The organism is Streptomyces murinus, assembly GCF_002154555.1.
In the GTDB taxonomy this organism is placed as follows: domain Bacteria; phylum Actinomycetota; class Actinomycetes; order Streptomycetales; family Streptomycetaceae; genus Streptomyces; species Streptomyces murinus.
Map to the genome: position 1 here is coordinate 401 of NZ_MUNF01000210.1, position 23,933 is coordinate 24,333.

23 protein-coding genes are annotated in these 23,933 nt (G+C 72.8%); 11 read left to right on the forward strand and 12 right to left on the reverse strand.

Features of this window, described 5'->3' with window-relative positions; genetic code table 11:
• Both CCN72_RS14680 and CCN72_RS14685 read left to right on the forward strand, forming a co-directional pair.
• On the forward strand, positions 1-431 hold a 431-nt coding region (locus CCN72_RS14680; RefSeq protein ID WP_244174226.1), incomplete at its 5' end, for a TetR family transcriptional regulator C-terminal domain-containing protein.
• A 62-nt stretch (positions 432-493) separates the two neighbouring features.
• A complete protein-coding gene (locus CCN72_RS14685) occupies positions 494-2,167 on the forward strand; it encodes an FAD-binding dehydrogenase (RefSeq protein WP_086807908.1) in 1,674 nt (557 codons plus the stop codon).
• Between the two features lie 2 nt (positions 2,168-2,169).
• Here the strand turns inward: CCN72_RS14685 and CCN72_RS14690 are convergent, their stop codons facing one another.
• Positions 2,170-2,517: a DUF488 domain-containing protein gene (locus CCN72_RS14690; RefSeq protein WP_208638008.1), complete on the reverse strand. Its 348-nt coding sequence runs from the start codon at positions 2,515-2,517 to the stop codon at positions 2,170-2,172.
• A gap of 207 nt (positions 2,518-2,724) precedes the next feature.
• On the opposite strand from CCN72_RS14690, the gene CCN72_RS14695 reads away from it, so the two are divergent.
• The 4 genes from CCN72_RS14695 to CCN72_RS14710 are packed head-to-tail and all read left to right on the forward strand — an operon-like array spanning position 2,725 to position 7,546.
• The gene (locus CCN72_RS14695; protein ID WP_086807909.1) at positions 2,725-4,146 is read left to right on the forward strand and encodes a M1 family metallopeptidase; all 1,422 of its coding nucleotides are present in this window, start codon (positions 2,725-2,727) and stop codon (positions 4,144-4,146) included.
• Between the two features lie 42 nt (positions 4,147-4,188).
• Positions 4,189-4,923: a L,D-transpeptidase family protein gene (locus tag CCN72_RS14700; RefSeq protein ID WP_086807910.1), complete on the forward strand. Its 735-nt coding sequence runs from the start codon at positions 4,189-4,191 to the stop codon at positions 4,921-4,923.
• Positions 4,924-4,943: 20 nt separating this feature from the next.
• Positions 4,944-5,648, forward strand: coding sequence for a response regulator transcription factor (locus tag CCN72_RS14705; protein ID WP_037655578.1), 705 nt, complete (start codon positions 4,944-4,946; stop codon positions 5,646-5,648).
• Positions 5,645-7,546 (forward strand): sensor histidine kinase, encoded by a 1,902-nt coding sequence (locus CCN72_RS14710; RefSeq protein ID WP_244174227.1) that lies wholly within the window; start codon positions 5,645-5,647, stop codon positions 7,544-7,546. Before CCN72_RS14705 ends, CCN72_RS14710 begins: the two co-directional genes overlap by 4 nt.
• 15 nt (positions 7,547-7,561) lie before the next feature.
• On the opposite strand, the gene CCN72_RS14715 is transcribed toward CCN72_RS14710, so the two are convergent.
• Positions 7,562-7,813 (reverse strand): WhiB family transcriptional regulator, encoded by a 252-nt coding sequence (locus CCN72_RS14715; protein ID WP_086807911.1) that lies wholly within the window; start codon positions 7,811-7,813, stop codon positions 7,562-7,564.
• A gap of 169 nt (positions 7,814-7,982) precedes the next feature.
• Complete coding sequence (locus tag CCN72_RS14720) at positions 7,983-8,864, reverse strand: LysR family transcriptional regulator ArgP (protein WP_086807912.1); 882 nt, start codon at positions 8,862-8,864, stop codon at positions 7,983-7,985.
• 69 nt (positions 8,865-8,933) lie between these two features.
• On the opposite strand from CCN72_RS14720, the gene CCN72_RS14725 reads away from it, so the two are divergent.
• Together CCN72_RS14725 and CCN72_RS14730 are read left to right on the forward strand one after the other, a co-directional pair.
• On the forward strand, positions 8,934-9,554 hold the full coding sequence (locus tag CCN72_RS14725) for a LysE/ArgO family amino acid transporter (RefSeq protein ID WP_086807913.1): 621 nt from the start codon (positions 8,934-8,936) through the stop codon (positions 9,552-9,554).
• A 93-nt stretch (positions 9,555-9,647) separates the two neighbouring features.
• Complete coding sequence (locus CCN72_RS14730) at positions 9,648-10,946, forward strand: MFS transporter (RefSeq protein ID WP_085563250.1); 1,299 nt, start codon at positions 9,648-9,650, stop codon at positions 10,944-10,946.
• Between the two features lie 30 nt (positions 10,947-10,976).
• Here the strand turns inward: CCN72_RS14730 and CCN72_RS14735 are convergent, their stop codons facing one another.
• On the reverse strand, positions 10,977-11,432 hold the full coding sequence (locus CCN72_RS14735; RefSeq protein WP_085563251.1) for a cyclic nucleotide-binding domain-containing protein: 456 nt from the start codon (positions 11,430-11,432) through the stop codon (positions 10,977-10,979).
• 283 nt (positions 11,433-11,715) lie between these two features.
• Positions 11,716-11,970 (reverse strand): hypothetical protein, encoded by a 255-nt coding sequence (locus CCN72_RS14740; protein WP_086807914.1) that lies wholly within the window; start codon positions 11,968-11,970, stop codon positions 11,716-11,718.
• Positions 11,971-12,093: 123 nt separating this feature from the next.
• On the opposite strand from CCN72_RS14740, the gene CCN72_RS14745 reads away from it, so the two are divergent.
• Entirely contained in the window at positions 12,094-12,510 is a 417-nt protein-coding gene (locus tag CCN72_RS14745) for an ATP-binding protein (protein WP_086807915.1), read from the forward strand.
• A 286-nt stretch (positions 12,511-12,796) separates the two neighbouring features.
• On the forward strand, positions 12,797-13,636 hold the full coding sequence (locus CCN72_RS14750; RefSeq protein ID WP_086807916.1) for a SigB/SigF/SigG family RNA polymerase sigma factor: 840 nt from the start codon (positions 12,797-12,799) through the stop codon (positions 13,634-13,636).
• Between the two features lie 34 nt (positions 13,637-13,670).
• On the opposite strand, the gene CCN72_RS14755 is transcribed toward CCN72_RS14750, so the two are convergent.
• The 3 genes from CCN72_RS14755 to CCN72_RS14765 all read right to left on the reverse strand — a co-directional run bounded on the left by CCN72_RS14755 (position 13,671) and on the right by CCN72_RS14765 (position 18,045).
• Entirely contained in the window at positions 13,671-15,896 is a 2,226-nt protein-coding gene (locus tag CCN72_RS14755) for an FUSC family protein (protein WP_167408679.1), read from the reverse strand.
• A gap of 180 nt (positions 15,897-16,076) precedes the next feature.
• Positions 16,077-17,450: an NAD(P)/FAD-dependent oxidoreductase gene (locus tag CCN72_RS14760; RefSeq protein WP_086807918.1), complete on the reverse strand. Its 1,374-nt coding sequence runs from the start codon at positions 17,448-17,450 to the stop codon at positions 16,077-16,079.
• A 160-nt stretch (positions 17,451-17,610) separates the two neighbouring features.
• On the reverse strand, positions 17,611-18,045 hold the full coding sequence (locus CCN72_RS14765) for an ATP-binding protein (RefSeq protein WP_085563256.1): 435 nt from the start codon (positions 18,043-18,045) through the stop codon (positions 17,611-17,613).
• A gap of 311 nt (positions 18,046-18,356) precedes the next feature.
• Between CCN72_RS14765 and CCN72_RS14770 the strand changes: the two genes are divergently transcribed.
• Positions 18,357-18,590 (forward strand): DUF6480 family protein, encoded by a 234-nt coding sequence (locus CCN72_RS14770; protein ID WP_037655556.1) that lies wholly within the window; start codon positions 18,357-18,359, stop codon positions 18,588-18,590.
• Positions 18,591-18,686: 96 nt separating this feature from the next.
• On the opposite strand, the gene CCN72_RS14775 is transcribed toward CCN72_RS14770, so the two are convergent.
• The 4 genes from CCN72_RS14775 to CCN72_RS40530 all read right to left on the reverse strand — a co-directional run.
• A complete protein-coding gene (locus tag CCN72_RS14775) occupies positions 18,687-19,775 on the reverse strand; it encodes a glutamate--cysteine ligase 2 (RefSeq protein ID WP_086807919.1) in 1,089 nt (362 codons plus the stop codon).
• Between the two features lie 91 nt (positions 19,776-19,866).
• Positions 19,867-22,074 carry a 1,4-alpha-glucan branching enzyme gene (gene glgB, locus CCN72_RS14780; protein WP_086807920.1) on the reverse strand — a complete coding sequence of 736 codons (2,208 nt, stop codon included), beginning with the start codon at positions 22,072-22,074 and terminating at the stop codon, positions 19,867-19,869.
• A gap of 4 nt (positions 22,075-22,078) precedes the next feature.
• Positions 22,079-23,443, reverse strand: a complete 1,365-nt coding sequence (locus CCN72_RS14785) for a maltokinase N-terminal cap-like domain-containing protein (RefSeq protein ID WP_086807921.1) — start codon at positions 23,441-23,443, stop codon at positions 22,079-22,081.
• A gap of 31 nt (positions 23,444-23,474) precedes the next feature.
• The coding region (locus tag CCN72_RS40530; RefSeq protein WP_244174228.1) for an alpha-glucosidase C-terminal domain-containing protein at positions 23,475-23,933 on the reverse strand (459 nt) is incomplete at its 5' end.

Below are 23,933 nucleotides of genomic sequence, written 5' to 3' on the forward strand. Positions count from 1 at the left end.
GCGCCGACCTCATCGCCGCCCAGGTCGCGGACGCCCTCGCCGAGGACGGCCCCGGCCTCGACGTACCGGCCGCCGTGGACCGCGTCACCGAGGTGCTGCTGCTCGACGTGGACTGGCTGCTGGTGAAGACCGACTTCCTGGTGCACGCGGCCCGCGACCCGGAGGTCGCCCATGTCCTGCTCGGCCACCGCGCCCGGCTCCGCGAGGCCGTCGCCGACCGCCTCTTCCGGGCCCGGGGCCACACCGAGCTGCCCGCCGTGCTCGGCGACACGGCCGGCGCCGCGCACGCCGTGGTCGCGGCCTACGACGGCGTCACCACCCAGCTGCTGCTGGACAAGGACGTCGAGCACGCGCGGAGCTGGCTCAAGCAGCTGCTCACCGCACTGCTCACGGACGGCGGCGCGCCGGCCACCCCCTCGACAGCGCACTGACCCCCGACAACGCACTAGCGCACTGCCCCCCGACAACGCACTGAGGAAGGAACCTCCACGCCATGGACGCGGACGTCATCGTCGTCGGAGCGGGCCTCGCCGGCCTGGTCGCGGCTCATGAACTCACCAGCCGGGGACGCCGGGTGGCCCTGGTCGACCAGGAGAACGCCGCCAACCTCGGCGGCCAGGCGTACTGGTCCTTCGGCGGCCTCTTCCTCGTGGACTCGCCCGAACAGCGCCGCATCGGCATCAAGGACTCCTTCGAACTGGCCTGGAGCGACTGGCGCGGCAGCGCGCGCTTCGACCGGATCGAGGACGAGGACTCCTGGGCGGTGCGCTGGGCCCGCGCCTATGTGGAGTTCGCGGCCGGCGAGAAGCGGTCCTGGCTCCAGGGACACGGCATCGACCTGCTGCCCACCGTCGGCTGGGCCGAGCGCGGCGACCTCAGGGCCGACGGGCACGGCAACTCCGTGCCCCGCTTCCACATCGCCTGGGGCACCGGCACCGGAGTGGTCGAGCCCTTCGTCCGCTACGCCCGGGGGGCCGCCCGGGACGGACTGCTGACCTTCCACCACCGCCACCAGGTGGACGACCTGGTCATCGAGAACGGCACCGCGCGGGGCGTGCGCGGCACGGTGCTCGCCCCGGACGACGCCCCGCGCGGTGTCGCCTCGGGCCGCGAGCGCGTCGGCGACTTCGAACTCACCGCCCAGGCCGTCGTCGTCACCACCGGCGGCATCGGCGCCAACCACGACATCGTGCGCCGCTACTGGCCCGAACGGCTCGGCACACCCCCCGCCGAGATGGTCACCGGAGTCCCCGCCCATGTGGACGGCCGGATGCTCGACATCAGCGCGGCGGCGGGCGTCCGCCTGGTCAACCGCGACCGGATGTGGCACTACACGGAGGGGCTCCAGAACTGGGACCCCGTCTGGCCCGGCCACGGCATCCGCATCCTGCCCGGCCCCTCCTCCATCTGGCTGGACGCCCTCGGCCGCCGGCTGCCCGACCCCTGCCTGCCCGGCTACGACACCCTCAGCACGCTCAAGTACCTGCGCACCACCGAGGACCTCGCGGGCTACGACCACTCCTGGTTCATCCTCACCCGGAAGATCATCGAGAAGGAGTTCGCGCTCTCCGGCTCCGAGCAGAACCCCGACATCACCGCCAAGGACCGCAAGGCCGTGGTGCGCAACCGGCTCGTCGGCAAGGGCGCGCCCGCACCGGTACAGGCGTTCCTCGACAAGGGCGCCGACTTCGTGACGGCGGACAGCCTGGAGCGGCTGGTGGAGAAGATGAACGGCCTCGCCGGGCAGCCGCTGCTGGACGCCTCCGAGGTGCGCCGGCAGATCGAGGCCCGCGACCTCCAGATGGCCAACCCGTACAGCAAGGACTCCCAGGTCCAGGGCATCCGCAACGCCCGCCGCTACCTCGGCGACCGGCTCGGCCGGGTGGCCGCGCCGCACCGCCTCCTGGACCCGGCCGCGGGGCCGCTGATCGGCGTACGGATGCACGTGCTGACCCGCAAGACGCTCGGCGGCATCCAGACCGACCTCGACTCACGCGCCCTCGGCGCCGACGGGGCGCCGATCGAGGGGCTGTACGCGGCCGGTGAGGTGGCCGGGTTCGGCGGCGGCGGGGTGCACGGCTACAACTCCCTGGAGGGCACCTTCCTCGGCGGCTGCCTCTTCTCGGGACGTGCCGCGGGCCGGCACGCGGCCCGGCACACCGGCTGAGCTCAGCCGCCGAGCAGCTCCAGGAGTACCTGGGCGTGGCTGCGCTCCGGTGTCTTCGTCGCCGTCAGCAGGGTCACCGGGCCCTTGCGGACCGACTCCCGCAGGCCGTCGAGCAGCTCGGCGGCCTCGGGGGCGTCCAGCTCCGCCTCGTAGCGGGCACGGAACTCCTCGTACGAGCCGCCGCCGTGGAAAAAGGTGCGCAGCTCCGCCGAGGGGGTGAGCCCCTTGGGCCACTCGTCCACATGCGCGGCCTCCTTGGCCACGCCCCGCGGCCACAGCCGGTCGACCAGCACCCGCAGCCCGTCATCGGGCTCGGGCGATTCATAGATCCGGCGCACGCGCACGCTCACGACCGGGCCCTTTCTCCACCTCGGCGGCCACTTCCGGCGAGCGTACTGCGCGGGCCACGGGGGCGCCGGTCGGCGCCGCGCCCCGGCCCGGGACCCACTCCCGCCAAGCAGCGATCAGGCCACCATGTGGCCAGAATGAGACGGGAGACCCGGAGACACCGGTGCCTCTAGTCTGTGGGCCGGCCGACCACCTTCCGAGGAGCGCACGTGACGTCACCCCGCAGACAGCCCGCACGCCGTCGTACCACGGTCCTCGGCCGCAGGGCGGTGCTCGCCACCGTGCCCGTCGCCGTGGCCGCGCTCGTCGGTGCCGCAGGACCGGCCGGCGCGGGCACCACCGGCGCGGCCGGCGCGGACGACCCCTACTTCCCGCTCAGCGGCAACGGCGGGTACCACGTGCGCCACTACGACCTGACGCTGCGCTACCAGAGCGACGGCCGCCTGGACGGCACCGCGGTCCTCACCGCCCGCGCCACCCAGCCGCTCACCCGCTTCGACCTGGACCTCAAGGGACTGACGGTCGGCGGCGTCAAGGTCGACCGCACCGCCGCGGGCGTCAAGCGCTCCGGGCAGGAACTCGTCGTCACCCCCCGCCACGCCCTGCGCGTCGGCCAGGACTTCAAGGTCACCGTCAGCTACCACGGCACGCCCAAGCCGGTCACCGACCCCGACGGCTCGGCGGACGGCTGGATCCCCACCGACGACGGCGCGTTCGTCGCGGGCGAGCCCCAGGGCGCCATGACCTGGTTCCCGGCGAACTCCCATCCCAAGGACAAGTCGTCGTACGACTTCACGATCACCGTGCCCAAGGGCCGCACCGCCGTCGCCAACGGGAACCTGCTCGGACAGCGCACCGTCAAGGACGAGACCACCTTCCGCTGGCGCGAGAGCCGGCCCATGGCCGCCTACCTCGCCACCGCCACCATCGGCGATTTCAAGGTCACGCAGTACACCACCCGTGACGGCATCCGGGTCTACGACGCCGTCGACCCCCGCGAGGCCAAGGCCGCGACCCCGGTGCTCAAGCGGCTGCCCTCGGTCCTGGAGTGGGAGAGCAAGCTGTTCGGGCCCTACCCGTTCACGTCCGCCGGATCCATCGTGGACCACGCGAAGGTCGGCTACGCCCTGGAGACGCAGACCCGCCCGCTCTACGACTCCGCGCCCGACATCCTCACCCTCGTGCACGAGAGCGCCCACCAGTGGTACGGCGACTCGGTGTCGCTGACCTCCTGGAAGGACATCTGGCTCAACGAGGGCTTCGCGACCTACGCCGAGTGGCTCTACTCCGAGCAGCACGGCGGCGCGAGCGCCCAGAAGACCTTCGACGAGCTCTACGCCCGCCCGGCGGGCAACGAGCTGTGGGCCTACCCGCCCGGCGACCCGGGCAACGGCGAGAACATCTTCGGCACCCCCGTCTACGACCGCGGCGCCATGGCCCTGCACGAGCTGCGCAAGGCGGTCGGCGACCGGGAGTTCTTCGCGATCCTGCGCGCCTGGGCCACCGAGCACCGGGACGGACACGGCACCACCGCGCAGTTCGTCCGGCTCGCCGAGAAGAAGTCCGGAAAGCCGCTGGACTCCCTCTTCCACACCTGGCTGTTCACGAAGGGCAAGCCGAACAAGGCCTGAGTTCTTACCAATTCCACATAACTGTCGGCCAAGCTCGACAGCATGATCAACCGCAGAACCGCTCTTCCCCTCCTCGCCTCCCCGCTGCTGCTCACCGGCTGCGGCGGGAGCGGCGGGGAGGCCGGGCACCGGACGCCGCCCACCCGGCCCGCGCCCGCGACCGGCACCACCTCGCAGGCCGAACAGAGTCCCCGTGGCATACCCGGGCTCGGCCCCACCCGGACCGCGGCGATACCGGAGCAGTGCACCCAGGCCGTCGTCGCCACCGGGCGCGGGCCCGACTCCCCCCAGTGCACGGTCGTCCTGCACCAGCGCACCGCCGACGGCTGGCAGCCGGGACCGAGTTGGCCCGCGCACAACGCCCTGCGCGGCTGGAGCTCCCACCACATGCTGGGCGACCTGCGCTCCCCGCTCGGCGTGTACACCCTCTCCGACGCCGGGGGACTGCTGCCCGACCCCGGCAGCAGACTGCCGTACCACGAGTCCAGCGGATTCCGCTCGCCCGGCACCGGCTTCGAGGGCGAACCCCTGGACGGCTGCTTCGACTACGTCATCGCCATCGACTACAACCGCAGGCCCGGCACCTCCCCACTGGACTGGACCCGCCCCCTCGGACCCAAGCGCGGCGGGGGAGTCTGGCTGCACGTCGACCACGGCGGCCCCACTCACGGCTGTGTCAGCGTCGCCAAGGCGCACATGAAGGACCTGCTGCGCACCCTCGACCCGGCCCGGCATCCGGTCGTCGCGATGGGGTACGCCGACTGGCTCGCGGTCTGAGCCGCTTAGTATCCGCAACTGTGTGCGCACATGTGCTGGTCGCCGAGGACGACGAGAAACAGGCCGAACTGATCCGCCGCTCCCTGCTGGCCGAGGGACACACCGCGACGGTGGTGCACGACGGCGCGGCCGCGCTCACCACGGCCCGCCGGCTGCGGCCCGACCTGCTCGTCCTCGACCTGATGCTGCCGGTCCTGGACGGCTTCGGCGTCTGCCGTGAACTGCGCGGCGACGACGGTGAGCTGGACGTCCCCGTGGTGATGCTCACCGCCCGCTCCGGCGAGGACGATCTGCTGCTCGGCCTCGAACTGGGCGCCGACGACTACCTCACCAAGCCGTACAGCCCGCGCGAGCTGATGGCTCGCATCCGCACGGTGCTGCGGCGCAGCGGACGGGGCACCGGCGCGCGCGGCGACGACCCGGCGGTGCGGGCCGCCGGGCTCAGCGTCGATCCGGTACGGCACGAAGTGCGCTGCGACGGCGCCCCGGTGGACGTCACCCCGGCCGAGTTCCAGATCCTGCTGGCGATGGCGGCGGAGCCGGAGCGGGTGTTCACCCGGCGCCAACTCCTCCAGTGCACACGGGGGTTCGACCGGTCCTCCACCGAACGGGCCGTGGACGTCCACATCATGAACCTGCGCCGCAAGATAGAGGCCGACTCCCGGCGGCCGGTACGGCTGCTCACCGTGTTCGGCGTCGGCTACAAGCTCAGCGGCCGACCGTGAAGTCCCGTACGGGACGGGGGAGTCGGGGGCAGGGCGCCCGGCGCCGGATACCGCTGCGCAAGCGGCTCCTGGTCCGGCTGCTGTCCGTGTCCGCCCTGATCGCCGTCTGCTCGGTGGCGGCCACCGCCTGGCTCGCGGTGACCACCACCACCAGCGCCCTCAAGGAGGAGCAGGGCCAGGACCTCGCCGCCGACAACAGCATCCTCGCCCAGCTCAGCGGCTACGCGGCCACCCACTCCGACTGGTCCGGGGTCCAGCGCTCCGTGCGGGACCTGGCGGAGCGGACCGGCCGGCGGATCGCGCTCACCACCCCCGACCGGGCCCTCGTCGCCGACTCCGCGCCGCGCGGCACCCCGCTGCCGCCCCGGCCCGCCGCGAGCGTCGACCCGCTGCGCACCGACACCTACAGCGAGACCGGCGCCCAGCTCAGCGGCATCGACCCGCGCGCCGTCGGCCCCTACAAGCTGCCCGCGAAGGAAAGCGCCGCCCTGGAGTCGCTGGCCACCCGGGACCGGCAGTGCTACGCCCGCTACGGCCTGCGGACCACCGTGCGGCGCACACCCAGCGGACGCCCCGTGCTCACCGGCTCCGACGGCTCCGACCCGTCCCGCTACGGCGTGGCGGCCTGCGGGACCGACGGGCTCGACGCCCCGACGCCCACCGAGACCCGGGCCCTGGACACGTTGTCCGGGCTTGCCCGCCCCTGTCTGCGGCAGGCGGGCCTCGACGTCGGCGGCGGCCCGCTGTTCCTCGCCTTCGACCCGGAGGCCGAGGACCACTTCGGCGGCGGCCCCCTGCTCGCCAAGGTCGCGGGCAAGGACCGGGAGGCCACCGTGCGTACGGCCCAGAGCTGTGTGCTCAGCGCGCGCCGCGCCCAGCTGGAGCCCTATGTCGCCCCGGCCGCCGACCTGTTCCTCGGCATCGGCGACCAGAACCCGTCCCGCTTCGACATGTCACCGGCGAACAAGTCCAAGGTGGTCTCCGCGGCCGGACTGGTCCTCGCCGTCACCGTCGCGGTGACCGCCGCCGTCGCCATCCGGCTGGTACGGCCGCTGCGCGCGCTGACCGAGGCCGCGCAGGCGCCGCCCGAGCGGCATGTCAGGGTGCCCGTGACCACCCGGGACGAGACCGGCATCCTCGCGGAGGCGTTCAATGAACTCACCGAGCGCCGCGAACGCCTGGAGGCCCAGCGCAAGGCCATGGTCAGCGACATCGCGCACGAACTGCGCAGCCCGCTCACCAACATCCGCGGCTGGCTGGAGGTGATGCGCGACGGCGTCGTCGACCCGGACCCGGGCCTGCTGGACTCCCTGCACGAGGAGGCGCTCGTCCTCCAGCGGATCATCGACGACCTCCAGGACCTGGCCGCCGCCGACGCGGGCACCCTGCGTCTGCACCGCGAGCCGCTGTCCGCGGGCGAGCTGCTCGCCCAGGTCGCCGCCGCCCACCGGGTGGCCGCCGACGCGGCCGGGGTCGTCCTGGTGACCGAGGCCGATCCGGCGGTCTGGCTGGACGCCGACCCGGTACGGATGCGGCAGGTGCTCGGCAACCTGGTCTCCAACGCGCTGCGGCACACCCCGGCCGAGGGCACGGTCACCCTGCGGGCCCGCCGGGACGGCACCGACGCCGTGCTCACCGTCGCCGACACCGGATCCGGTATCGCCGCCGAGGACCTTCCGCATGTCTTCGAACGGTTCTGGCGCGCCGAGAAATCCCGCAGCCGCCGCACCGGAGGCAGCGGCCTCGGCCTCCCGATCGTCCGCCAGCTGCTCGCGGCCCATGGGGGTACGGCACACGCCACGAGCGAGTCGGGCGAGGGCGCGGTGTTCACCCTCCGGCTCCCCGCGACACGGGCACCGGGGGAGGAGCCGTGGGGGGAGCAGGCCGCGAAGTCGTAGCGCCCCGGGCCCGGTTCAGCCCGAGCGCGGGCGGGAGCGGGTCCGGCGGCGGAGCCTGCGGCGTCCCAGTTCGGTGGTGCCGCCCCAGATGCCGATGCCCTGACCGGTGTCCAGCGCCCAGTCGAGGCACTCCTGTCGGACCGGGCACCGCTCGCACACCGTCTTCGCCCGCTCGGCCTGCACCTGCGCGGGCCCGGTACTGCCGATGGGGAAGAACAAGTCGGGGTCCTCGTAACGGCACTCGGCGTGTTCGCGCCAGTTCTCCATGGAAGTCTCCCGCTCGGATCGGATCGTCCGCGCCGAGGCGGACGCGTGTCTCGGGAGCGGGTGACCGGTCGGCGCGGCATGAAACGGCGCACGCCGACAAGAGAAGGGAATTCGGCCACGGCCCAACGGACTTCGGCCATGCCCAAGGGACTTCGGCCACCCTTCGGTCTCAGCCGCGCAACGCCCCGGCCGCCGTCGCCGTCACCGCCTCGGCCAGCGCGGCCAGCGCCGGGGAGTCCAGCTTCCACTGCTGCCAGTACAGAGTGACGTCCATCCACTCGCCGGGTGTGAGGAGGGACAGTCGGCCGTCGGCCAGCAGGGGGTGGGCCTGGACCTCCGGGACCATGCCCCAGCCGAGGCCCGCGGCGACGGCGTCGAGGAAGCCCTCCGAGGTGGGTACATAGTGGCGCAGCTGGGCGGCCGAGGTGCCGCCCAGCCGGCGGACATAGCCGTCCTGGAAGTCGTCCTTGCGGTCGAAGACGATCACGGGCTCCGCGGCGAGGGCCTCCGGCAGGGGGCGCCCGGCGACCCGGGTGCGGGCGAACTCCGGTTCCGCGACCGGGAGATAGCGCATCCGGCCGAGCGGCCGCGCCGTGCAGCCGGGCACCGGGTCCGGCGAGGAGGTCACCGCCGCCATCACCAGGCCCTCGCGCAGCAGGACCGCCGTATGCCCCTCGTCCTCGCGGTGCAGCTCGAAGCAGAGCCCCGGCACCCGGCTCAGCGCGGGCAGGAACCAGGTCGCCAGCGAGTCCGCGTTCACCGCGACCGACACCCGGGTCGGCTCCCCGGCGCCGCTGAGCCCCAACTCACCCCACGCGTCCCGCTCCAGCCGGGCGAGCTGACGGGCGTAGCGCACCAGCACCGCGCCCGACTCCGTGGGCCGTACCGGCTTGGTGCGCTGGAGCAGCACCCGCCCGGTGCGCTGTTCGAGGGCCTTGACCCGCTGGCTCACCGCCGACGGCGTCACATGCAGGGCGGCGGCCGCCGCCTCGAAGGTGCCCTCGTCCACCACCGCGAGCAGTGTCCGCACCTGATCCAGGGGAAGGTCCATCACAAGCGCTAAGGATACGTAAGAATCTTTAGCTGTACTTGAGTGGCCGGATGTCCTTAGCTTCGAGCCATGAACCACACCGCCCTGACCGCCGCGGTCGCCGGCTTCGGCACCGGCCTGTCCCTGATCGTCGCCATCGGCGCCCAGAACGCCTTCGTCCTGCGCCAGGGGGTGCGCCGGGACGCCGTCCTCGCCGTGGTCGGCATCTGCGCCCTGTCCGACGCGGTGCTCATCGCGCTCGGCGTGGGCGGCGTCGGCGCGGTCGTGGTGGCCTGGCCGGGCGCGGTCCGGGCGGTGGGCATCGTCGGCGGCGTCTTCCTGCTCTGCTACGGCGCGCTCGCCGCCCGCCGCGTCGTACGGCCCACCGGGACCGGTCTGACCGTGACCGGGGAGGCGGCCGGATCCCGGCGCCGGGCCGTGCTCACCTGCCTCGCCATGACCTGGCTCAATCCGCATGTCTACCTGGACACCGTCTTCCTGCTGGGTTCGCTCGCCGCCGACCGGGGCCCGCTGCGCTGGACCTTCGGGCTCGGCGCCGCGCTCGCCAGCCTGTGCTGGTTCACCGCGCTCGGCTTCGGCGCCCGGCTGCTCGGCCGCCCCCTGGCCCGGCCCGGCGCCTGGCGCCTCCTGGACGGCCTGGTCGCCCTCACCATGCTCGTCCTGGGCGCCTCCCTGCTCCTCGGAGGCTGAGACCGGTCTCTCCGACCGAGACATTCCCCCGCCGGTGCGATGAGATAGTTAGGCTCTCGAATCGAAAAGATGTAACGAGCAACCAGGACATCCGTGAACACCAGCGAGAGCAGTACCGAGACCGGCGACGACGCGCCGGCGGCCGACCCACCGCCCCACCGCGGCTGGCGCCGCTGGGCGATGGACACCCGCCCGCTGCGCATCCCCGCCTACCGGCGCCTGTGGTCCTCGACCATCGTGACCTCCGTCGGCAGCCAGCTCACCGCCGTCGCCGTGCCCAAGCAGATCTACGACATCACGCACTCCTCCGCCTGGGTCGGCTACGCCAGCCTCGCCGGGCTCGTGCCCATGGTGCTGTTCGCGCTGTGGGGCGGCGCGGTCGCGGACACCGTGGACCGGCGCAAGCTGCTGCTGTGGACCAATATCGGGATCGCGGTCACCTCGCTGCTGTTCTGGGTGCAGGCCGCCGGCAAGCTGGACTCCGTCGTGGTCCTGATGGTGCTGCTCGCACTCCAGCAGGCGTTCTTCGGCCTCAACTCCCCGGCCCGCAACGCCTCCATCGCCCGGCTGGTCCCGGCCGGGGAACTGCCCGCGGCCAACGCGCTCAGCTCCACCGTGATGCAGACCGGCCTGGTGGCGGGCCCGCTGCTCGCCGGTGTGCTCATCCCGGTCATCGGCCTGCCCGAGCTGTACCTCATCGACGCGCTCGCGCTGTGCGTCACCGTATGGGCCGTCTTCCGGCTGCCCGCGCTGCCCCCGCTCGGCGACGCCCCCACGCGCCGCGCCGGGGTGCGCGAGATAGCCGAGGGTTTCCGCTACATATCCCGGCACAAGGTGCTGCTGCTGTCCTTCCTCGCCGACATCGTCGCCATGGTGTTCGGCATGCCCCGCGCCCTGTTCCCGCAGCTGGCCGCGCAGACGTACCACTCCTGGGGCTCGGGCCTCGCGCTCGGCGTGCTGTTCGCCGGCATCCCGGTCGGCGCGGTGCTCGGCGGGCTGTTCTCGGGCGCGTTCTCCCGCGCCAGGCGGCACGGCTGGATGGTCATCGGGGCCGTCGTCGCCTGGGGCGTGGCCATCGCCGGTTTCGGGCTCAGCGGCAACCTCTGGATCGCCCTCGCCTTCCTCGCCGCCGCCGGTGTCGCCGACATGGTCTCGATGGTGTTCCGTGGCGCGATCCTGCTGTCCGCCGCGACCGACGAGATGCGCGGCCGGATGCAGGGCGTTTTCACGGTCGTGGTGGCCGGCGGCCCCCGCCTCGCGGACGTGCTGCACGGCACCGCCGGCGCAGTGTTCGGCCCGCGCGCCGCGGTGGCGGGCGGCGGTGTGCTGGTCGTCGTACTGATGCTGGCCCTGGCGGCGGCGGTGCCCGCGCTGCGGCGCTACCGGATCTGACGAGGTGCGCAGGCCGCCGCGCCGCGCGCCCTACAGCGGGCTGCGGCGGCCCAGCGCGTACTGGTCCATCAGCTTGCCGCGGGTGGTCTCCAGGCGGTGCGCGAGGATCTCGGCCACCGAGCGCACCAGGGAGAGCCCGAGCAGCGGGTCCTCCACGCACAGCGCGAGCACCGAGGGCCCGTCGAACTCGTAGGCCCGTACGTTGCTGAAGGCCACCGAGCCGAAGTCCCACTGGTAGGGCGGGAAGAGCCAGGACCAGCCGAGCAGGTCGCCCGCGCCGAGCGTGGCCACGGTCACCCGCTGCCGCGAGGTGACCTGCTGGTCCAGATGGACCGCGCCCGAGCGGATCACCCAGAACCGGTCGGCCGTGCCGCCCGCCTCGAAGATGCGGCTGTCCTCCGGGAAGGACACCTCCTTGGCCAGCTCCATCAGGCGTTCGCGCTGCGCCTGGGGCAGGGCGGTCAGCAGTTTTATCGCTTTGGTCATGGCGCGGGCTCCTCGCCGGCGACGGTTCGGGTGCTGCGGTGCCTCTTCTGTGGGCGAGTACGTTGCGTACACCCATTTCAGCCGCTGGCGGCGGGCAGGGCACCTCGAAGGAGGCGGATTTCTTCGGGGCGGCCGTCGTCCGGGCAGAAAAAAGCCCTGGCTGGACGGGGGAAGCCAGCCAGGGCCGCTGAGGGTGATGGGGCAGGCTCCGAGGCCCACGCCGCCATCACGTATGGATGAACGGTAAACCATTCGGTGTCTGTTCTGGTAATCGGACACTGGTCTAGGTGACCCGTCTCACGCCGTCCTCCGCCACCGGACGCTCCACCGGCCGCACGCCCGGCCGCACGATCTCGTCCAGCACCCGCAGCACGGCCTCGTACGCCCGCGCACTGGCGGCGGCGTCCCGGGCGCCGTCCGGCTCGGTCGCCGCGAGGTCCCGCGCGCGGTCCGCCCAGCGCGTCCGCTCCTCGGCCGCGCGGTCCCTGCCCCGCCGGATGCGCCGCAGCAGTTCGTCCGCGTCCACGACATCGGTCATGAGACGCGGGTACCCCGTCCCGGCGCGGTGATGACTTCCGTACACACGGTGTTTGAGGGCGCCGCGGATGGTCAGCCGAAGGGGGAGAGCGCGCGACTCGGGCACCGTCCAGGGAGGGAAGGGATGCCAGAAACGTACTCCATATCCATCGACGAGCCCCACCGTCGGCCGCCGCGCCGCCCGGCCGACGCCCGCAGCACCGTACGACGCGTCGTCGCCGAACGCTGCCGGGACCGTCATCAGCCGCTCGGCCCCGGGGCCATGGACGACGCCCTCCTGGTCGCCTCCGAGCTGACCACCAACGCGATCCTGCACGGCGGCGGCATCACCGGCTTCGACGTCGATGTCGACTCCGCCGGTGTCCGGGTCTCGGTGAGCGACCGCAGCACCGAACTCCCGGTCACGCGGACGACCCCGCCCGGCCACTCCCAGCGCCACGGCCGGGGCTGGCCGATCGTCTGCCACCTCGCCCGCGACGTCCGGGTCAGCGAACTCCCCTGCGGCGGCAAGCGCATCACCGCGGTGGTCCCGCTGGCGTGAGCCCGCCCGAGCACCCCCCACTTGTCGCTTCCGCCCCCCTGTGACCTCGTCTTTCACCCCGCTCACCGGATTCCTTCCGGCAAGGGTGTTTGCCCACCGGGGCGGCGGGCAGACGGAATCTCGTGCTTCGGACCGGAGGCGCAAGCCCAGCGGGTAGATCGACCGCTGGGGCCCCCTCCGGCGGGCCCCGGCATCCCCGCGGCGAACCCTGAAAAGCACCGTTCGGGCCTCGACCGGAATCTCACTTCCGGTAGCGCCCAGACACCACGTTCAGGAGCGATTCCGCATGCTGACCGACATGTCGACAGGCCGTCCCGGCACCCCCGACCCCGCCACCCAGACCTCGCGCCGGAGCCACGACGACGCCCCGGAGACCGCGGAAATGTTCACCCGGCTCGCGGAACTGGACGAGGGTCCCGAACGCGACGCCGTACGCGATGAACTGGTCGCCGCCTGGCTCCCCATGGCGCATCGCATCGCCGGCCGGTTCCGCGACCGCGGCGAGTCCGTGGAGGATCTGCGCCAGGTGGCGGCGCTGGGCCTGGTGAAGGCCGTCGACCGGTACGACCCCTCGCGCGGCGCGTTCGAGAGCTACGCCGTGCCGACCATCACCGGCGAGGTCAAGCGCCACTTCCGGGACCGGATGTGGGCGCTGCGGGTGCCCCGCCGGGTACAGGAACTGCGCAACCGGGTGCGCGTGGCCCGCCGCGAGCTGACCCAGAACCCGGGCAGCGCCGAACCCACCAACGCCGCCCTCGCCGCCCACACCGGGCTCACCGAGGAGGAGGTCGCCGCGGGCCTGGAGGCGCTGGAGAGCTTCAGCACGCTCTCGCTGGACGCCGAACTGGCCGGCGGTGACGACGGCTACAGCCTCGCCGACACCCTCGGCGCCGCCGACACCTCGTACGACGTCGTGGTCGACCGGGAGGCCGCGAAGGAGGGCCTGCGCCGGCTGCCCGAGCGCGAACGGGCCATCCTCTACATGCGCTTCTTCGAGGACATGACGCAGAGCCGCATCGCCGATCAGCTGGGCATCTCCCAGATGCATGTCTCCCGGCTGATCAGCCGCAGCTGCGCCCGCGTCCGCGACGAGGCGGTGGGCCGCCGCCCCGGCGGCGCCGCGTGAGCGCCCATCGCGCCGACGCCTGCCGGGTGACCCGTCAGCGCTTCTTCGCCGGTGGCGCCTCCGGCCGCAGTCCGAGCGGGCGGGCGAGACCCGAGACCGCCTCGTCGAGGCGTTGCAGATGCCGCAGCACCCGGTCGGTGACCCGGCCGTAGCGCGGGGTGCGCAGGGTTCCCGGCTCCAGCATCGAGGCGATGCTGGGGCCGGTCTCGATCTCCCCCGCCGCGCGCGGGTCCGCCACCTGCGCGGCGATCGTCTCGATGTTCCGCACGATCCGCGCGCCCGCCCCGCGCAGCCGGGGATCCGCCGCGATCGAGGGGTGCGTGGGCAGCAGCTCCGCCGTCGCCGCGAGGGACCGCCCGTGGTACGCGCAGGTCTCCAGCAGCGCCACCACATAGCGGGCGGTGTTGCGGCGGGCCCGCATCGGGGTGATGGGATGCGTCAGCGGCTGGGTGGCGGAGCGCAGATCGGCCAGCGCCTGGTCCAACTCCCGCGCCTGCTCCACCAGATCGCCGCCGAAGCCGCCACTGAGCTGGTCGACCGCGGCCCGGGTGACCTCCGCGAGCCGGTCGAGAACCGTGACCAGCAGCTCGTTCGTACGGCGGTCCGTGTGGATCGGCAGCACCACCGCGGCCGCGATCACCCCGCAGGCCGCGCCCAGCGCCGTCTCCTCGATCCGCAGCACCAGCACGGCCGCGGTGTAGGTGTTGAGCAGCGTGTACAGCAGTCCCAGCGCGGCCGTCACGAAGAACGACATCAGCGTGTACGACAGCGGCGCGGTGTAGAACATCGCGAACACCAGCAGCAGCACCAGCGCGAACGCCGTCCAGGTGTGGTGTCCGACCAGACCGGCGAGCCCGATACCGGCGATCACACCGAGCACCGTGCCGAGGAGCCGCCGGTAGCCCTTGACCAGGATCTCCCCGGTGGACGCGGTGTTGATGAACACGATCCAGCAGGTCAGCACCGCCCAGTACCAGCGCTGGCTGGACAGCAGCTCGCCGCCGAGGATGGCCAGCGAGGAGCCGACGGCGATCTGCACGGCGGCCCGGGTGGTGGGCCGGCGCAGCCCGCCCGGCTCCGTGTCCTTGGGCTCGGTCTCCTCGCTGACCTCGATCGCGGCGTCCTCCGCGTCCAGCTCCTCGCGCGAGCGGGCGGTGGCGGGGGAGTCCTCGGACTCGTCCTGCGGCCCGTCGAGCGCGAGCCGCAGGCCCAGCGCGGCGCGCGCCGTCTCACCGAGACCGCGGAAGACGTCCTGCACGGCCGGGGCGGCCTGCGGCAGGTTCTCCTCCTCGCGATAGCCGAGCAGCCGGTTACGCACATGCGCGAGCGCGGTGCCCGCGGCCTCGCCCGCCGGACGCAGCGCCAGCAGCCGCAGCGCCTTGAGGTCCCGGCGCAGTTCGGCCCTGGCCTCGTCCCGCACCGGCAGCTCGCCGCCCGAGGGCAGCGGGGCACCCGGCAGATGCAGCGTGAGGGTGTCGGTGCGCTCGGCACTGCGCGCCGTGAGCAGCAGCAGTCCGAGCCGCTCGGCGGCGATCTCCGCGTCCGCGATCCGGCGCTGGAGCAGCCGGGCCACCGCCTCGTCGGAGGTGCCGTCCTCCAGCCGGCCCTGGATCAAAAGCGCCGTCTCGTGCAGCCGCGCGGTACCGGTGCGCAGCTCCTCCAGCACCTTCTCCGCCTCCTCGGGCCCCGCGTCCAGCAGCTCGATCTGGGTGTCGATCAGCTGCGCGAGCCGGGCCCGGAACGCCTGCCGCAGCCGGTCCAGGGTGCCCGCCGGTGTCTGCGGCAGCAGCACGAACCGGGCCAGCGCGGCACAGCCGAACGCGACCGCCACGACGCCGTACAGCTTCGGCAGCAGGGCCGGGGTCGCGTGCACGAACAGGGAGAGGAAGTACGTCTGGAAGCCGATCAGCCCGAGCGCGTGGCCACGGTCCCCGAACCGCCGGCTGTAGACCGCGCTGAACATGAGCGCCACGAAGAACAGGTCACCCGCGACGACGTACTGGCTCAGCAGCGTGCCCAGGGTGACCGAGACGAGCGCCACCGGCAGCCCGATGGCGAGGGTGAGGGCCTGCCGGTGGCGTTGCTTCTCGCGGATCGCGAACGTCGCGACCATCGCCGCGATCGCCCCGGCGACCAGCAGGGGCACCGGGGCGCCCAGCGCGGCGAGCACGGCGAGGGTCAGCGCGATCGAGACGACCGTGCGCAGCCCCGCGGTCAGCCTGAGCAGTCCGGGATCCCATGCCGCGACCCGGTCCCAGATCCTTACCCGCCCCGACCGTCCCGCTGCCCTCACGCCGCCGCGCTCTCCCGTCCGTGCACCCGTGCCAGAAATCGATCTTTGCTCCAGCATCGCACGTGGGTCCGGTTTATCCACCTGCCCTCGGCCAAGACCGCCGATCACCTGTGCACTGATCGGCGGCCCTCGGTGATCCGGGTCACGTCAGGGGCTGTTGACGCCGCCCTCCGCCCGGGCCCGTACCTGCTCCGGCGTCAGATACGAGTCCGTGAACTCGAAGTCCTTCAGCCGGGCGGGCTTGCGGGCCTGGAAGCCGGTGCGCACGAAGTCGTCCCCGGCCAGCGCGTTCAGTGTCCAGTTGGTCATCACCCGGGCCTTGGCCACGCCGGTGCGCAGCGCCGACCAGTGGTAGCCGCGGGCCACCGCCTGCGCCGGCATCCCGCGCAGCTCGATGCCGAGCGGCTTGGACACCGCGTCCTTGCCGCCGAGGTCCACGACCAGGCCCAGATCCTTGTGGTGGTACGGCTGGAGGGGCTCGCCGCGCAGGGTCGCGATGACGTTCTCGGCGACCCGCTTGCCCTGGCGCGAGGCGTGCTGTGCGGTCGGCGGGCAGACCGCGCCCTCCTGGCCCTTGGCGAGATCGGGCACGGCGGCCGAGTCGCCGAGCGCGAACACCCCGTCCTGCCCCGGCACGGTCAGCTCGGGATCGACGGCGAGCCGGCCGCGGACCGTCTCCGCGCCCAGCGTGGCGATCAGCGGACTGGCCACCACACCCGCGGTCCAGATCAGGGTGTGCGTCGGCACCACCCGGCCGTCCGTGAAGGTGACCTCCTCCGCGCCGGCCTTCTCGATCGACACCCCCAGGGACACATCGATGCCGCGCCGCCGCAGGATCTCCTGCGCGCTCCGGCCCAGCTTCTCGCCCAGCTCGGGCATCAGCTTGGGCGCGATGTCGATCAGATGCCAGCGGATCAGCCCGGGGTCCAGACGCGGATAGCGTCGTACCGCGGCGTGCGTGAGCCGCTGGAGACAGGCGGCGGTCTCGGTGCCTGCGTACCCGCCGCCGACCACCACGAACTGGAGCCGCGCGGCCCGTTCGGCCGGGTCGTCGCTGGCGTCGGCGAGGTCCAGCTGGGAGATGACGTGGTCGCGGATGTACGCCGCCTCGGCGAGCGTCTTCATGCCGAAGGCGTGCTCGGTCAGGCCCGGGATGTCGAAGGTACGGGTCACGCTGCCCGGGGCCAGCACGATGTAGTCGTACGGCTCGTTGACGATCTTGTCGGTGATGGTGCGTACGACACAGACCTTGGCCTTCAGATCCACGCCGATCGCACCGCCCGGCAGGATCCGGGTGCGGTACCGCCTGCTGCGGCGCAGGGAGAGCGCGATCGACTGCGGTGTCAGCACACCGGAGGCGACCTGGGGCAGCAGCGGCAGATAGAGCTGGTAGGAGACGGGCGTCACCAGGGTGACGTCGGCCTCGTCGGGGGCGAGTTTCCGCTCCAGACGGCGGACGCACTCGACTCCGGCGAAGCCTGCGCCGACCACCAGGATCCTGGGTCGTGTCACGGTGTCCATCCCTTTCCGCGGTTCCGGGCGGTGGCCCGACTCGACGCCGTTCGCCTACCCCGGAGCGCTGCGCGCCAACTCCGATACCACCGCGACCCGGGCCGCTGCGCCAGTCGGGTGCGGCACGCGGTGGAGTAACCGGTTCACGCCGGGTTACACCTCGCGCCCCTCACCAGGGCAGGAACACATGGATGTCCTTGCCCTCGTCGTGCACCACCACACTGACCTGGCTGCACAGCGTGTGCACCAGATGCCAGCCGATGCCGCCGCCGCCCGTGCGCGGATGGAAGGGCCGGGGCTCCGGCCTGGTGGTGCTGGAGTCGCGCATCGTCACGTGCACCCCGTCGAAGGTGCGCCGCATCCGCAGGTCGAACGGGCCGGGCGCGTACTGGATGACGTTCGCCGCCAGCTCGGTCACCACCAGCAGGATGTCGTCCCAGTACTCGTGCTCGCCGGGCGGCGCGACCCGGGCCAGGGCGCCCAGGAAGTCCTCCGCGGCGAGTCGCGCCTCCGTGACGTTGCGCAGCTCACCCGCGAAGGAGAACTCACGCTCGTACGTCTCCTCCGAAGGCGGTGTCTCGTCCCCACGCGGCTCCGTCGCCATCTCCGCATCCCCCGGCCTCGGCCACGAGGGGCCCCTGTGCTGCCCCGTGCGGCCAGGACGGTCGTCGTCGCTGATCTCTCGCTGCGCTGCGGGTTCCCACAGCCGGGCCGGATATCCGTCCGACTGATCGCCTCATGGCACGGCCTCACCGGCTGCGAGCAGCCCGTCGCGCGGCGCGAACGGCTCCGCAGGACACCGTAGACCCTGGGACACCCGGTGCGGCACACCCCCCTGTCGGCCCGCTTCGGCGGCCCGCGGAAAGACCGGTGAGGTGGGCGCCCGCGGGGGACTCGGGGGACATGAGTCCTGACATGAGCCATGTGAGCCCCGATCCGGAACCCGAGAGCACCACCGGACTCGAACCCGGCGGCTCGGTGCCGCCCGGCGAGACCCCGCCCGCGGAGAGCAGCATGCCCCAGGCCGCGGTCCGCGAGCCGGGCGCGACACAGCGCGGCTGGGGGAAGGCGCCGCTGGCGCTGATCCTGGTCCTCGTGGTGCTGTTCGCCGCGTTCTTCCTGGTGTACGCCCTGGTCCTGATCCACTGACCGACCCGGCCCCATCGACATTCCGGCATCGACATCCCGGTATCGACAGCACGGCGTCGACAGCCCGGCGTGGACAGCCCTGCTCGGTGGGCCGGCTCACCCCTGCGTGTGGCGCACGCACTCCGTGACGACGTCCCGCAGGGTGCCGCCGCCCTCCACGATCCGGCGCTGCTCGCGCGCGCCGTTGCCGTGCCGGAGCAGATCCTCGACGCCCTTCTCGGCACGGTCCGTGTCCCCGCAGGCGTCGAGCGCGTCCCCGACCGTGTCCAGCAGTGAGTACAGCACCCGCGCGGCGGGCCGGGGCCGCAGGCTCACGGGGTCCAGCAGCTTCTCTTCGAGCCCCGAACGGGCAGCCTGCCAGGAGGCGAGCCGGAGCAGGCTCACGCTGTGGTCGGGCGCCGGCCGGCCGGCCCGCCAGTCGCGGGCGGCCGTCTCCACCAGGCCCCGGGCCAGGGTCGCGACGAGCAGCGCGGTGTCCGCGGACAGACATACGTCCGAGACCCGTACCTCGACCGTCGGATAGCGCGCGGAGAGCCGCGCGTCGAAGTACACCATCGCCTCGTCCAGGATCACCCCGGTGGCCACCATGTCCGCCACGCGCCGGTGATAGCGCTCCGGCGAGCCGAACAGCTCGGTCGGTCCGGCCGACGGCCAGCGCGACCACACCCGGCTGCGATAGCTCTCGTAGCCGCTGTCATGGCCTTGCCAGAAGGGGGAGTTGGCGCTGATCGCGGTGAGCACCGGGAGCCAGGGCCGCAGCCGGTCGAGCACCGCCGCGCCCTCCTCGTCGGACTCCACCGACACATGCACATGGCAGCCGCAGACCAACTGGTCCCGGGTGCCGATGCCATAGCGCTCGGACAGCCACTGATAGCGCTCGTTCACGGTGAGCGAGGGGCTCACCGGCAGTGGCGAGGTGGCCAGCGCGGCGACCGCGCAGCCGATCTGCCCGGCGTGCCGGGCCGCCTCCTTGCGGCAGCGCACGATCTCGTCGCCGAGGTCCGCCATGTCCGACTGCGGATGGGTGGCGAACTCCAGCATCTGCCCGAACAGTTCCTTCTCGAACACCTGCTGCCCGGGATCGTCCCGGTCGGCCCGCGCGAGCACGGGCGCCGCCAGCGCCTTCGGGTCGCCGCTGTCCGGATCGACCAGGAGGAGCTCCTCCTCCACTCCGACCGTGCGCACTCGATGCCGCCTCTCCGCCCTGTGACCAGGGGCAGCCAGGATTCTGTATGAACCCCGACTGCCCCTGCGGCGGGCGCCGACACCTGCGGCTTCAGCGCAGCGGGCCGAGGAACACCGTGGCCAGCGGCGGCAGCGTGAGCCGCAGCCCGCCGTCGGCCGGTTTCAGCGCCCCCGGGGCGCCGACCGGGATGCCGCCGCCCCCGTAGCCGATGTCGTCGGTGTTCAGCAGCTCCCGCCAGGCCGGGACCTCCGCGGGGACCGCCAGCCGGTAGTCCTCGCGGACCACGGGCGAAAAGTTCGACACCGCGAGCAGCGGGGTGCCGTCGGCCGCGTGGCGCAGGAACGCGAAGACGTTGTCCTCCGCCGCGTCGCACAGCACCCAGCGGAAGCCGCCCGGGTCGGTGTCCCGCTGCCACAGCGCGGGCGTCGCCCGGTACAGCGCGTTCAGATCCCGCACCAGCGCCTTGACGCCCCGGTGGTCACCGGCGGAGTGGTAGTCGTCCGCGAGCAGCCACCACTCGGGACCCTGCTGCTCCGCCCACTCGGCGCCCTGCGCGAACTCCTGCCCCATGAACAGAAGTTGCTTGCCCGGGTGGGCCCACATGAAGCCCAGATAGGCGCGGTGGTTGGCCCGCCGCTGCCACCAGTCGCCCGGCATCTTCGACACCAGCGCCTGCTTGCCGTGCACCACCTCGTCGTGCGAGATGGGCAGCACGTAGTTCTCGCTGTAGGCGTACACCATCGAGAAGGTCATCTCGTTGTGGTGGTACTTGCGGTGCACGGGCTCCTTCTGGATGTACTGGAGCGAGTCGTGCATCCAGCCCATGTTCCACTTCAGCCCGAACCCGAGCCCGCCGCTGTCGGTCGGCCGGGTCACCCCGTCCCAGGCGGTGGACTCCTCGGCGATGGTCACCACACCCGGGCAGCGCCGGTAGACGGTGGCGTTCATCTCCTGGAGGAACGCCACCGCGTCCAGGTCCTCGCGCCCGCCGAACACATTCGGCTCCCACTGCCCGGAGTCCCGGGAGTAGTCGAGGTAGAGCATGGAGGCGACGGCGTCCACCCGCAGACCGTCGATGTGGAACTCCTCGCACCAGTAAACGGCGTTGGCGACAAGGAAGTTGCGCACCTCGATACGGCCGTAGTCGAACTCGTACGTCCCCCAGTCGGGGTGCTCGGCGCGCGTCGCGTTCCCGGGCTCGTACAGCGGATCCCCGTCGAACCGGGCCAGCGCCCAGTCGTCCTTGGGGAAGTGCGCCGGCACCCAGTCCATGATCACGCCGATGCCCGCCCGGTGCAGCGCGTCCACCAGGTACCGGAAGTCGTCCGGCGAACCGAGCCGGGGGGTCGGCGCGTAGTACGAGGTGACCTGGTAGCCCCAGGAGCCGCTGAACGGATGCCCGGCCACCGGCATCAGCTCCACATGCGTGAAGCCCATCTCCTTGACGTACGCGGGCAGTTCGTCCGCCAGCTGACGATACGTCAATCCGGGGCGCCAGGACGGCAGATGCACCTCGTACACGGAGAACGGCGCCTCGTGCACCGGGATGTCGCCGCGGTGCGCCATCCACCGCTCGTCGCCCCACGCGTAGTGCGAGACCGTCACCACCGAGGCGGTGTCCGGGGGCACCTCGGTGCGCCTGGCCATCGGGTCCGCCTTGAGGAAGCGGTGGCCGTAGCGGGAGGTGATCTCGAACTTGTAGCGGTCGCCCTCGCCGATCCCGGGCAGGAACAGCTCCCACACCCCGGACGCGCCGAGCGAGCGCATCGGGTACTGCGTGCCGTCCCAGTATGTGAAGTCCCCGGCCACCCGCACCCCTTGGGCGTTGGGCGCCCACACGGTGAACCGGGTGCCGGCCACGCCCTCATGGGTCATCGGTTCGGCGCCGAGCGCCTGCCACAGCTGCTCGTGCCGGCCCTCGCGGATCAGATGCAGGTCCAGCTCGCCCAGGGCGGGCAGGAAGCGGTACGGGTCGTGCACCTCCCGCTCTTCCTCGTCGTACGTCACCAGCAGCGTGTACGGCGGGATCTCGGGGTAGGGCAGCACGGCCGCGAACAGCCCGCCGCCCTCGGAGACGAGCGGGTTGGCCATCCCGTCGACCAGGACGCTCACCGCCCGCGCGTTCGGGCGCAGCGCCCGGAACAGGGTGCCGCCCGGCACCGGGTGGGCGCCCAGCAGGGCGTGCGGATCGTGGTGCGCCCCGGCCAGCAGCCGGTCGCGCTCGGCGGGGTCCAGTGCGGTGGCCGCGGCCTGCCCGGGGCCCGCGGTCTCGGGCGGCGACGTGTCGCGTAGTGCCATGCCCTCAGCCTCCCCACACCGCGAGCCGCTTGATCGCCGCCATCGGTACCGGCAGCCAGTCCGGCCGGTGTCTCGCCTCGTACAGCACCTCGTACACCGCCCTGTCCGTCTCGTGCGCGCGCAGCAGCGCGTGCTTCTTGCGTGGATCCCAGCCCGCGCGGGCCGCGTAGCCCGCGCAGAACGCCTCCCGGCAGCGGCGCGCCCACTCGGGTCGCCAGGGGCGGCGCTGCCGGGCCGCGTAGTCGAAGGAGCGCAGCATCCCGGCCACGTCCCGCACCGGGGACTGCGGGGTCCGCCGCTCGGTCAGCGGCCTGGACGGCTCGCCCTCGAAGTCGATGACGAACCAGTCGCGGCCCGCCCGCAGCACCTGTCCGAGGTGCAGATCGCCGTGGATGCGCTGGGCGGGCGGCCCGGTGTCGCAGGTGGCGAGCGCCCCGAACGCGGCCCGCAGCCCGGGCACGAAGGGCTTGAGCCCCGGCACGGCGTGCGCGGCGGCCTCCAGGCGTGCGCACATGGCGTCGGCGGTACGGCCGTTCTCGCCGGGCCCGGCCGGCGGGAACGCCTCGGCCAGCGCGAGGTGCACCTCGGCCGTGGCGCGGCCCAGCTCACGGGCCTCGGCGGTGAAGTCGTCGCCCGCGGCGAGCGCGCCCAGCGCCAGCGTCCAGCCGTCGGTGGCGTCCGGCAGGAACGGCTGGAGCACCCCGAGCGTGGCCGGACGCGGTGCGCTGGTGGTGAACCAGGCGACCGGCGCGGGCACCCGGGTGCAGCCCTGCGCGGCGAGCGCCGCCGACACCTCCAGATCGGGGTTGACGCCCGGCTGGATACGGCGGAAGAGCTTGAGGATGTACGCGTCGCCGTACACCAGCGAGGTGTTGGACTGCTCGGCGTCCAGCAGCCGCGGCGGCAGGCCCCCGGGCACCGGGGCGGTGGGGTCCGCCTCGAAGCGCAGCGGGCCCGCGCTGCCCGGCCGGCGCAGCCGCTCCAGGAGCAGGCTCGCCGCGCGCGGGTCGTAGAGCGCGTCGTAGACCGCGAGCCCGGCCAGCGGGCCCGCGGTGGCCCGCCCGATGAACGCCCGTTCCAGACGCGGCGCGAGCTGCTCGCGCACGCCGAGCAGCAGCTGGTAGCAGTCGCCCGGCGGGGGAGTGCCGCCGGGGGTGGGCACCGGCGCGTGCGAGGCGTGCACCAGCAGATGCAGACACCCGGGGAACAGCTCGGTCACACTGAGCACCGACAGATCGGTCACGGGCCGGTCCTTGCCCGCGAACCAGCGCTGGCGCGGCAGCCACTCGCGCAGCAGCCCGCCGAGCGAGGCGAGGGGGCCGTCGGCTCCGGTCGCGGTTCTCGGCCGGAGGGTGATGGTCTTCGGCATGGTGACGCGTCCTTTCCTCGGCGCCGTGCGCTCAGCGGCGGCGGCCGATGCGGGATGCGACTCGGGTGAGCCGGAACCAGTAGAAGCCGTGGCCCTGAAGGGTGAGGAGGTAGGGCAGTTCACCGATGGCGGGGAAGCGCACCCCGCCGATCAGCTCCACCGGGTGGCGTCCGTCGTAGGCCCGCAGGTCCAGCTCGGTGGGCTGGGCGAAGCGGGAGAAGTTGTGGACGCACAGCACCAGGTCGTCCTCGTACTCGCGCAGGAAGGCGAGCACCGCCGGGTTGGAGGACGGGAGTTCGTCGTAGGAGCCGAGTCCGAAGGCGGGGTTCTGCTTGCGGATCTCGATCATGCGCCGGGTCCAGTGCAGCAGCGAGGACGGCGAGGACATGGCCGCTTCCACGTTGGTGACCTGGTAGCCGTAGACCGGGTCCATGATCGTGGGCAGGTACAGCCGCCCCGGGTCGCACGTGGAGAAGCCGGCGTTGCGGTC

Excerpts from the sequence above, each read along its gene's own strand:
- CCN72_RS14745 (WP_086807915.1), top strand. The coding sequence starts at position 12,094 with ATGCCAGAAACGTACTCCATATCCATCGACGAGCCCCACCGTCGGCCG.
- CCN72_RS14725 (WP_086807913.1), top strand. The coding sequence starts at position 8,934 with ATGAACCACACCGCCCTGACCGCCGCGGTCGCCGGCTTCGGCACCGGC.
- CCN72_RS14770 (WP_037655556.1), top strand. The coding sequence starts at position 18,357 with ATGAGCCATGTGAGCCCCGATCCGGAACCCGAGAGCACCACCGGACTC.
- CCN72_RS14685 (WP_086807908.1), top strand. The coding sequence starts at position 494 with ATGGACGCGGACGTCATCGTCGTCGGAGCGGGCCTCGCCGGCCTGGTC.
- CCN72_RS14700 (WP_086807910.1), top strand. The coding sequence starts at position 4,189 with ATGATCAACCGCAGAACCGCTCTTCCCCTCCTCGCCTCCCCGCTGCTG.
- CCN72_RS14715 (WP_086807911.1), bottom strand. The coding sequence starts at position 7,813 with ATGGAGAACTGGCGCGAACACGCCGAGTGCCGTTACGAGGACCCCGAC.
- CCN72_RS14735 (WP_085563251.1), bottom strand. The coding sequence starts at position 11,432 with ATGACCAAAGCGATAAAACTGCTGACCGCCCTGCCCCAGGCGCAGCGC.
- CCN72_RS14750 (WP_086807916.1), top strand. The coding sequence starts at position 12,797 with ATGCTGACCGACATGTCGACAGGCCGTCCCGGCACCCCCGACCCCGCC.
- glgB (WP_086807920.1), bottom strand. The coding sequence starts at position 22,074 with ATGGCACTACGCGACACGTCGCCGCCCGAGACCGCGGGCCCCGGGCAG.
- CCN72_RS14720 (WP_086807912.1), bottom strand. The coding sequence starts at position 8,864 with ATGGACCTTCCCCTGGATCAGGTGCGGACACTGCTCGCGGTGGTGGAC.
- CCN72_RS14740 (WP_086807914.1), bottom strand. The coding sequence starts at position 11,970 with ATGACCGATGTCGTGGACGCGGACGAACTGCTGCGGCGCATCCGGCGG.
- CCN72_RS14765 (WP_085563256.1), bottom strand. The coding sequence starts at position 18,045 with ATGGCGACGGAGCCGCGTGGGGACGAGACACCGCCTTCGGAGGAGACG.
- CCN72_RS14785 (WP_086807921.1), bottom strand. The coding sequence starts at position 23,443 with ATGCCGAAGACCATCACCCTCCGGCCGAGAACCGCGACCGGAGCCGAC.
- CCN72_RS14760 (WP_086807918.1), bottom strand. The coding sequence starts at position 17,450 with ATGGACACCGTGACACGACCCAGGATCCTGGTGGTCGGCGCAGGCTTC.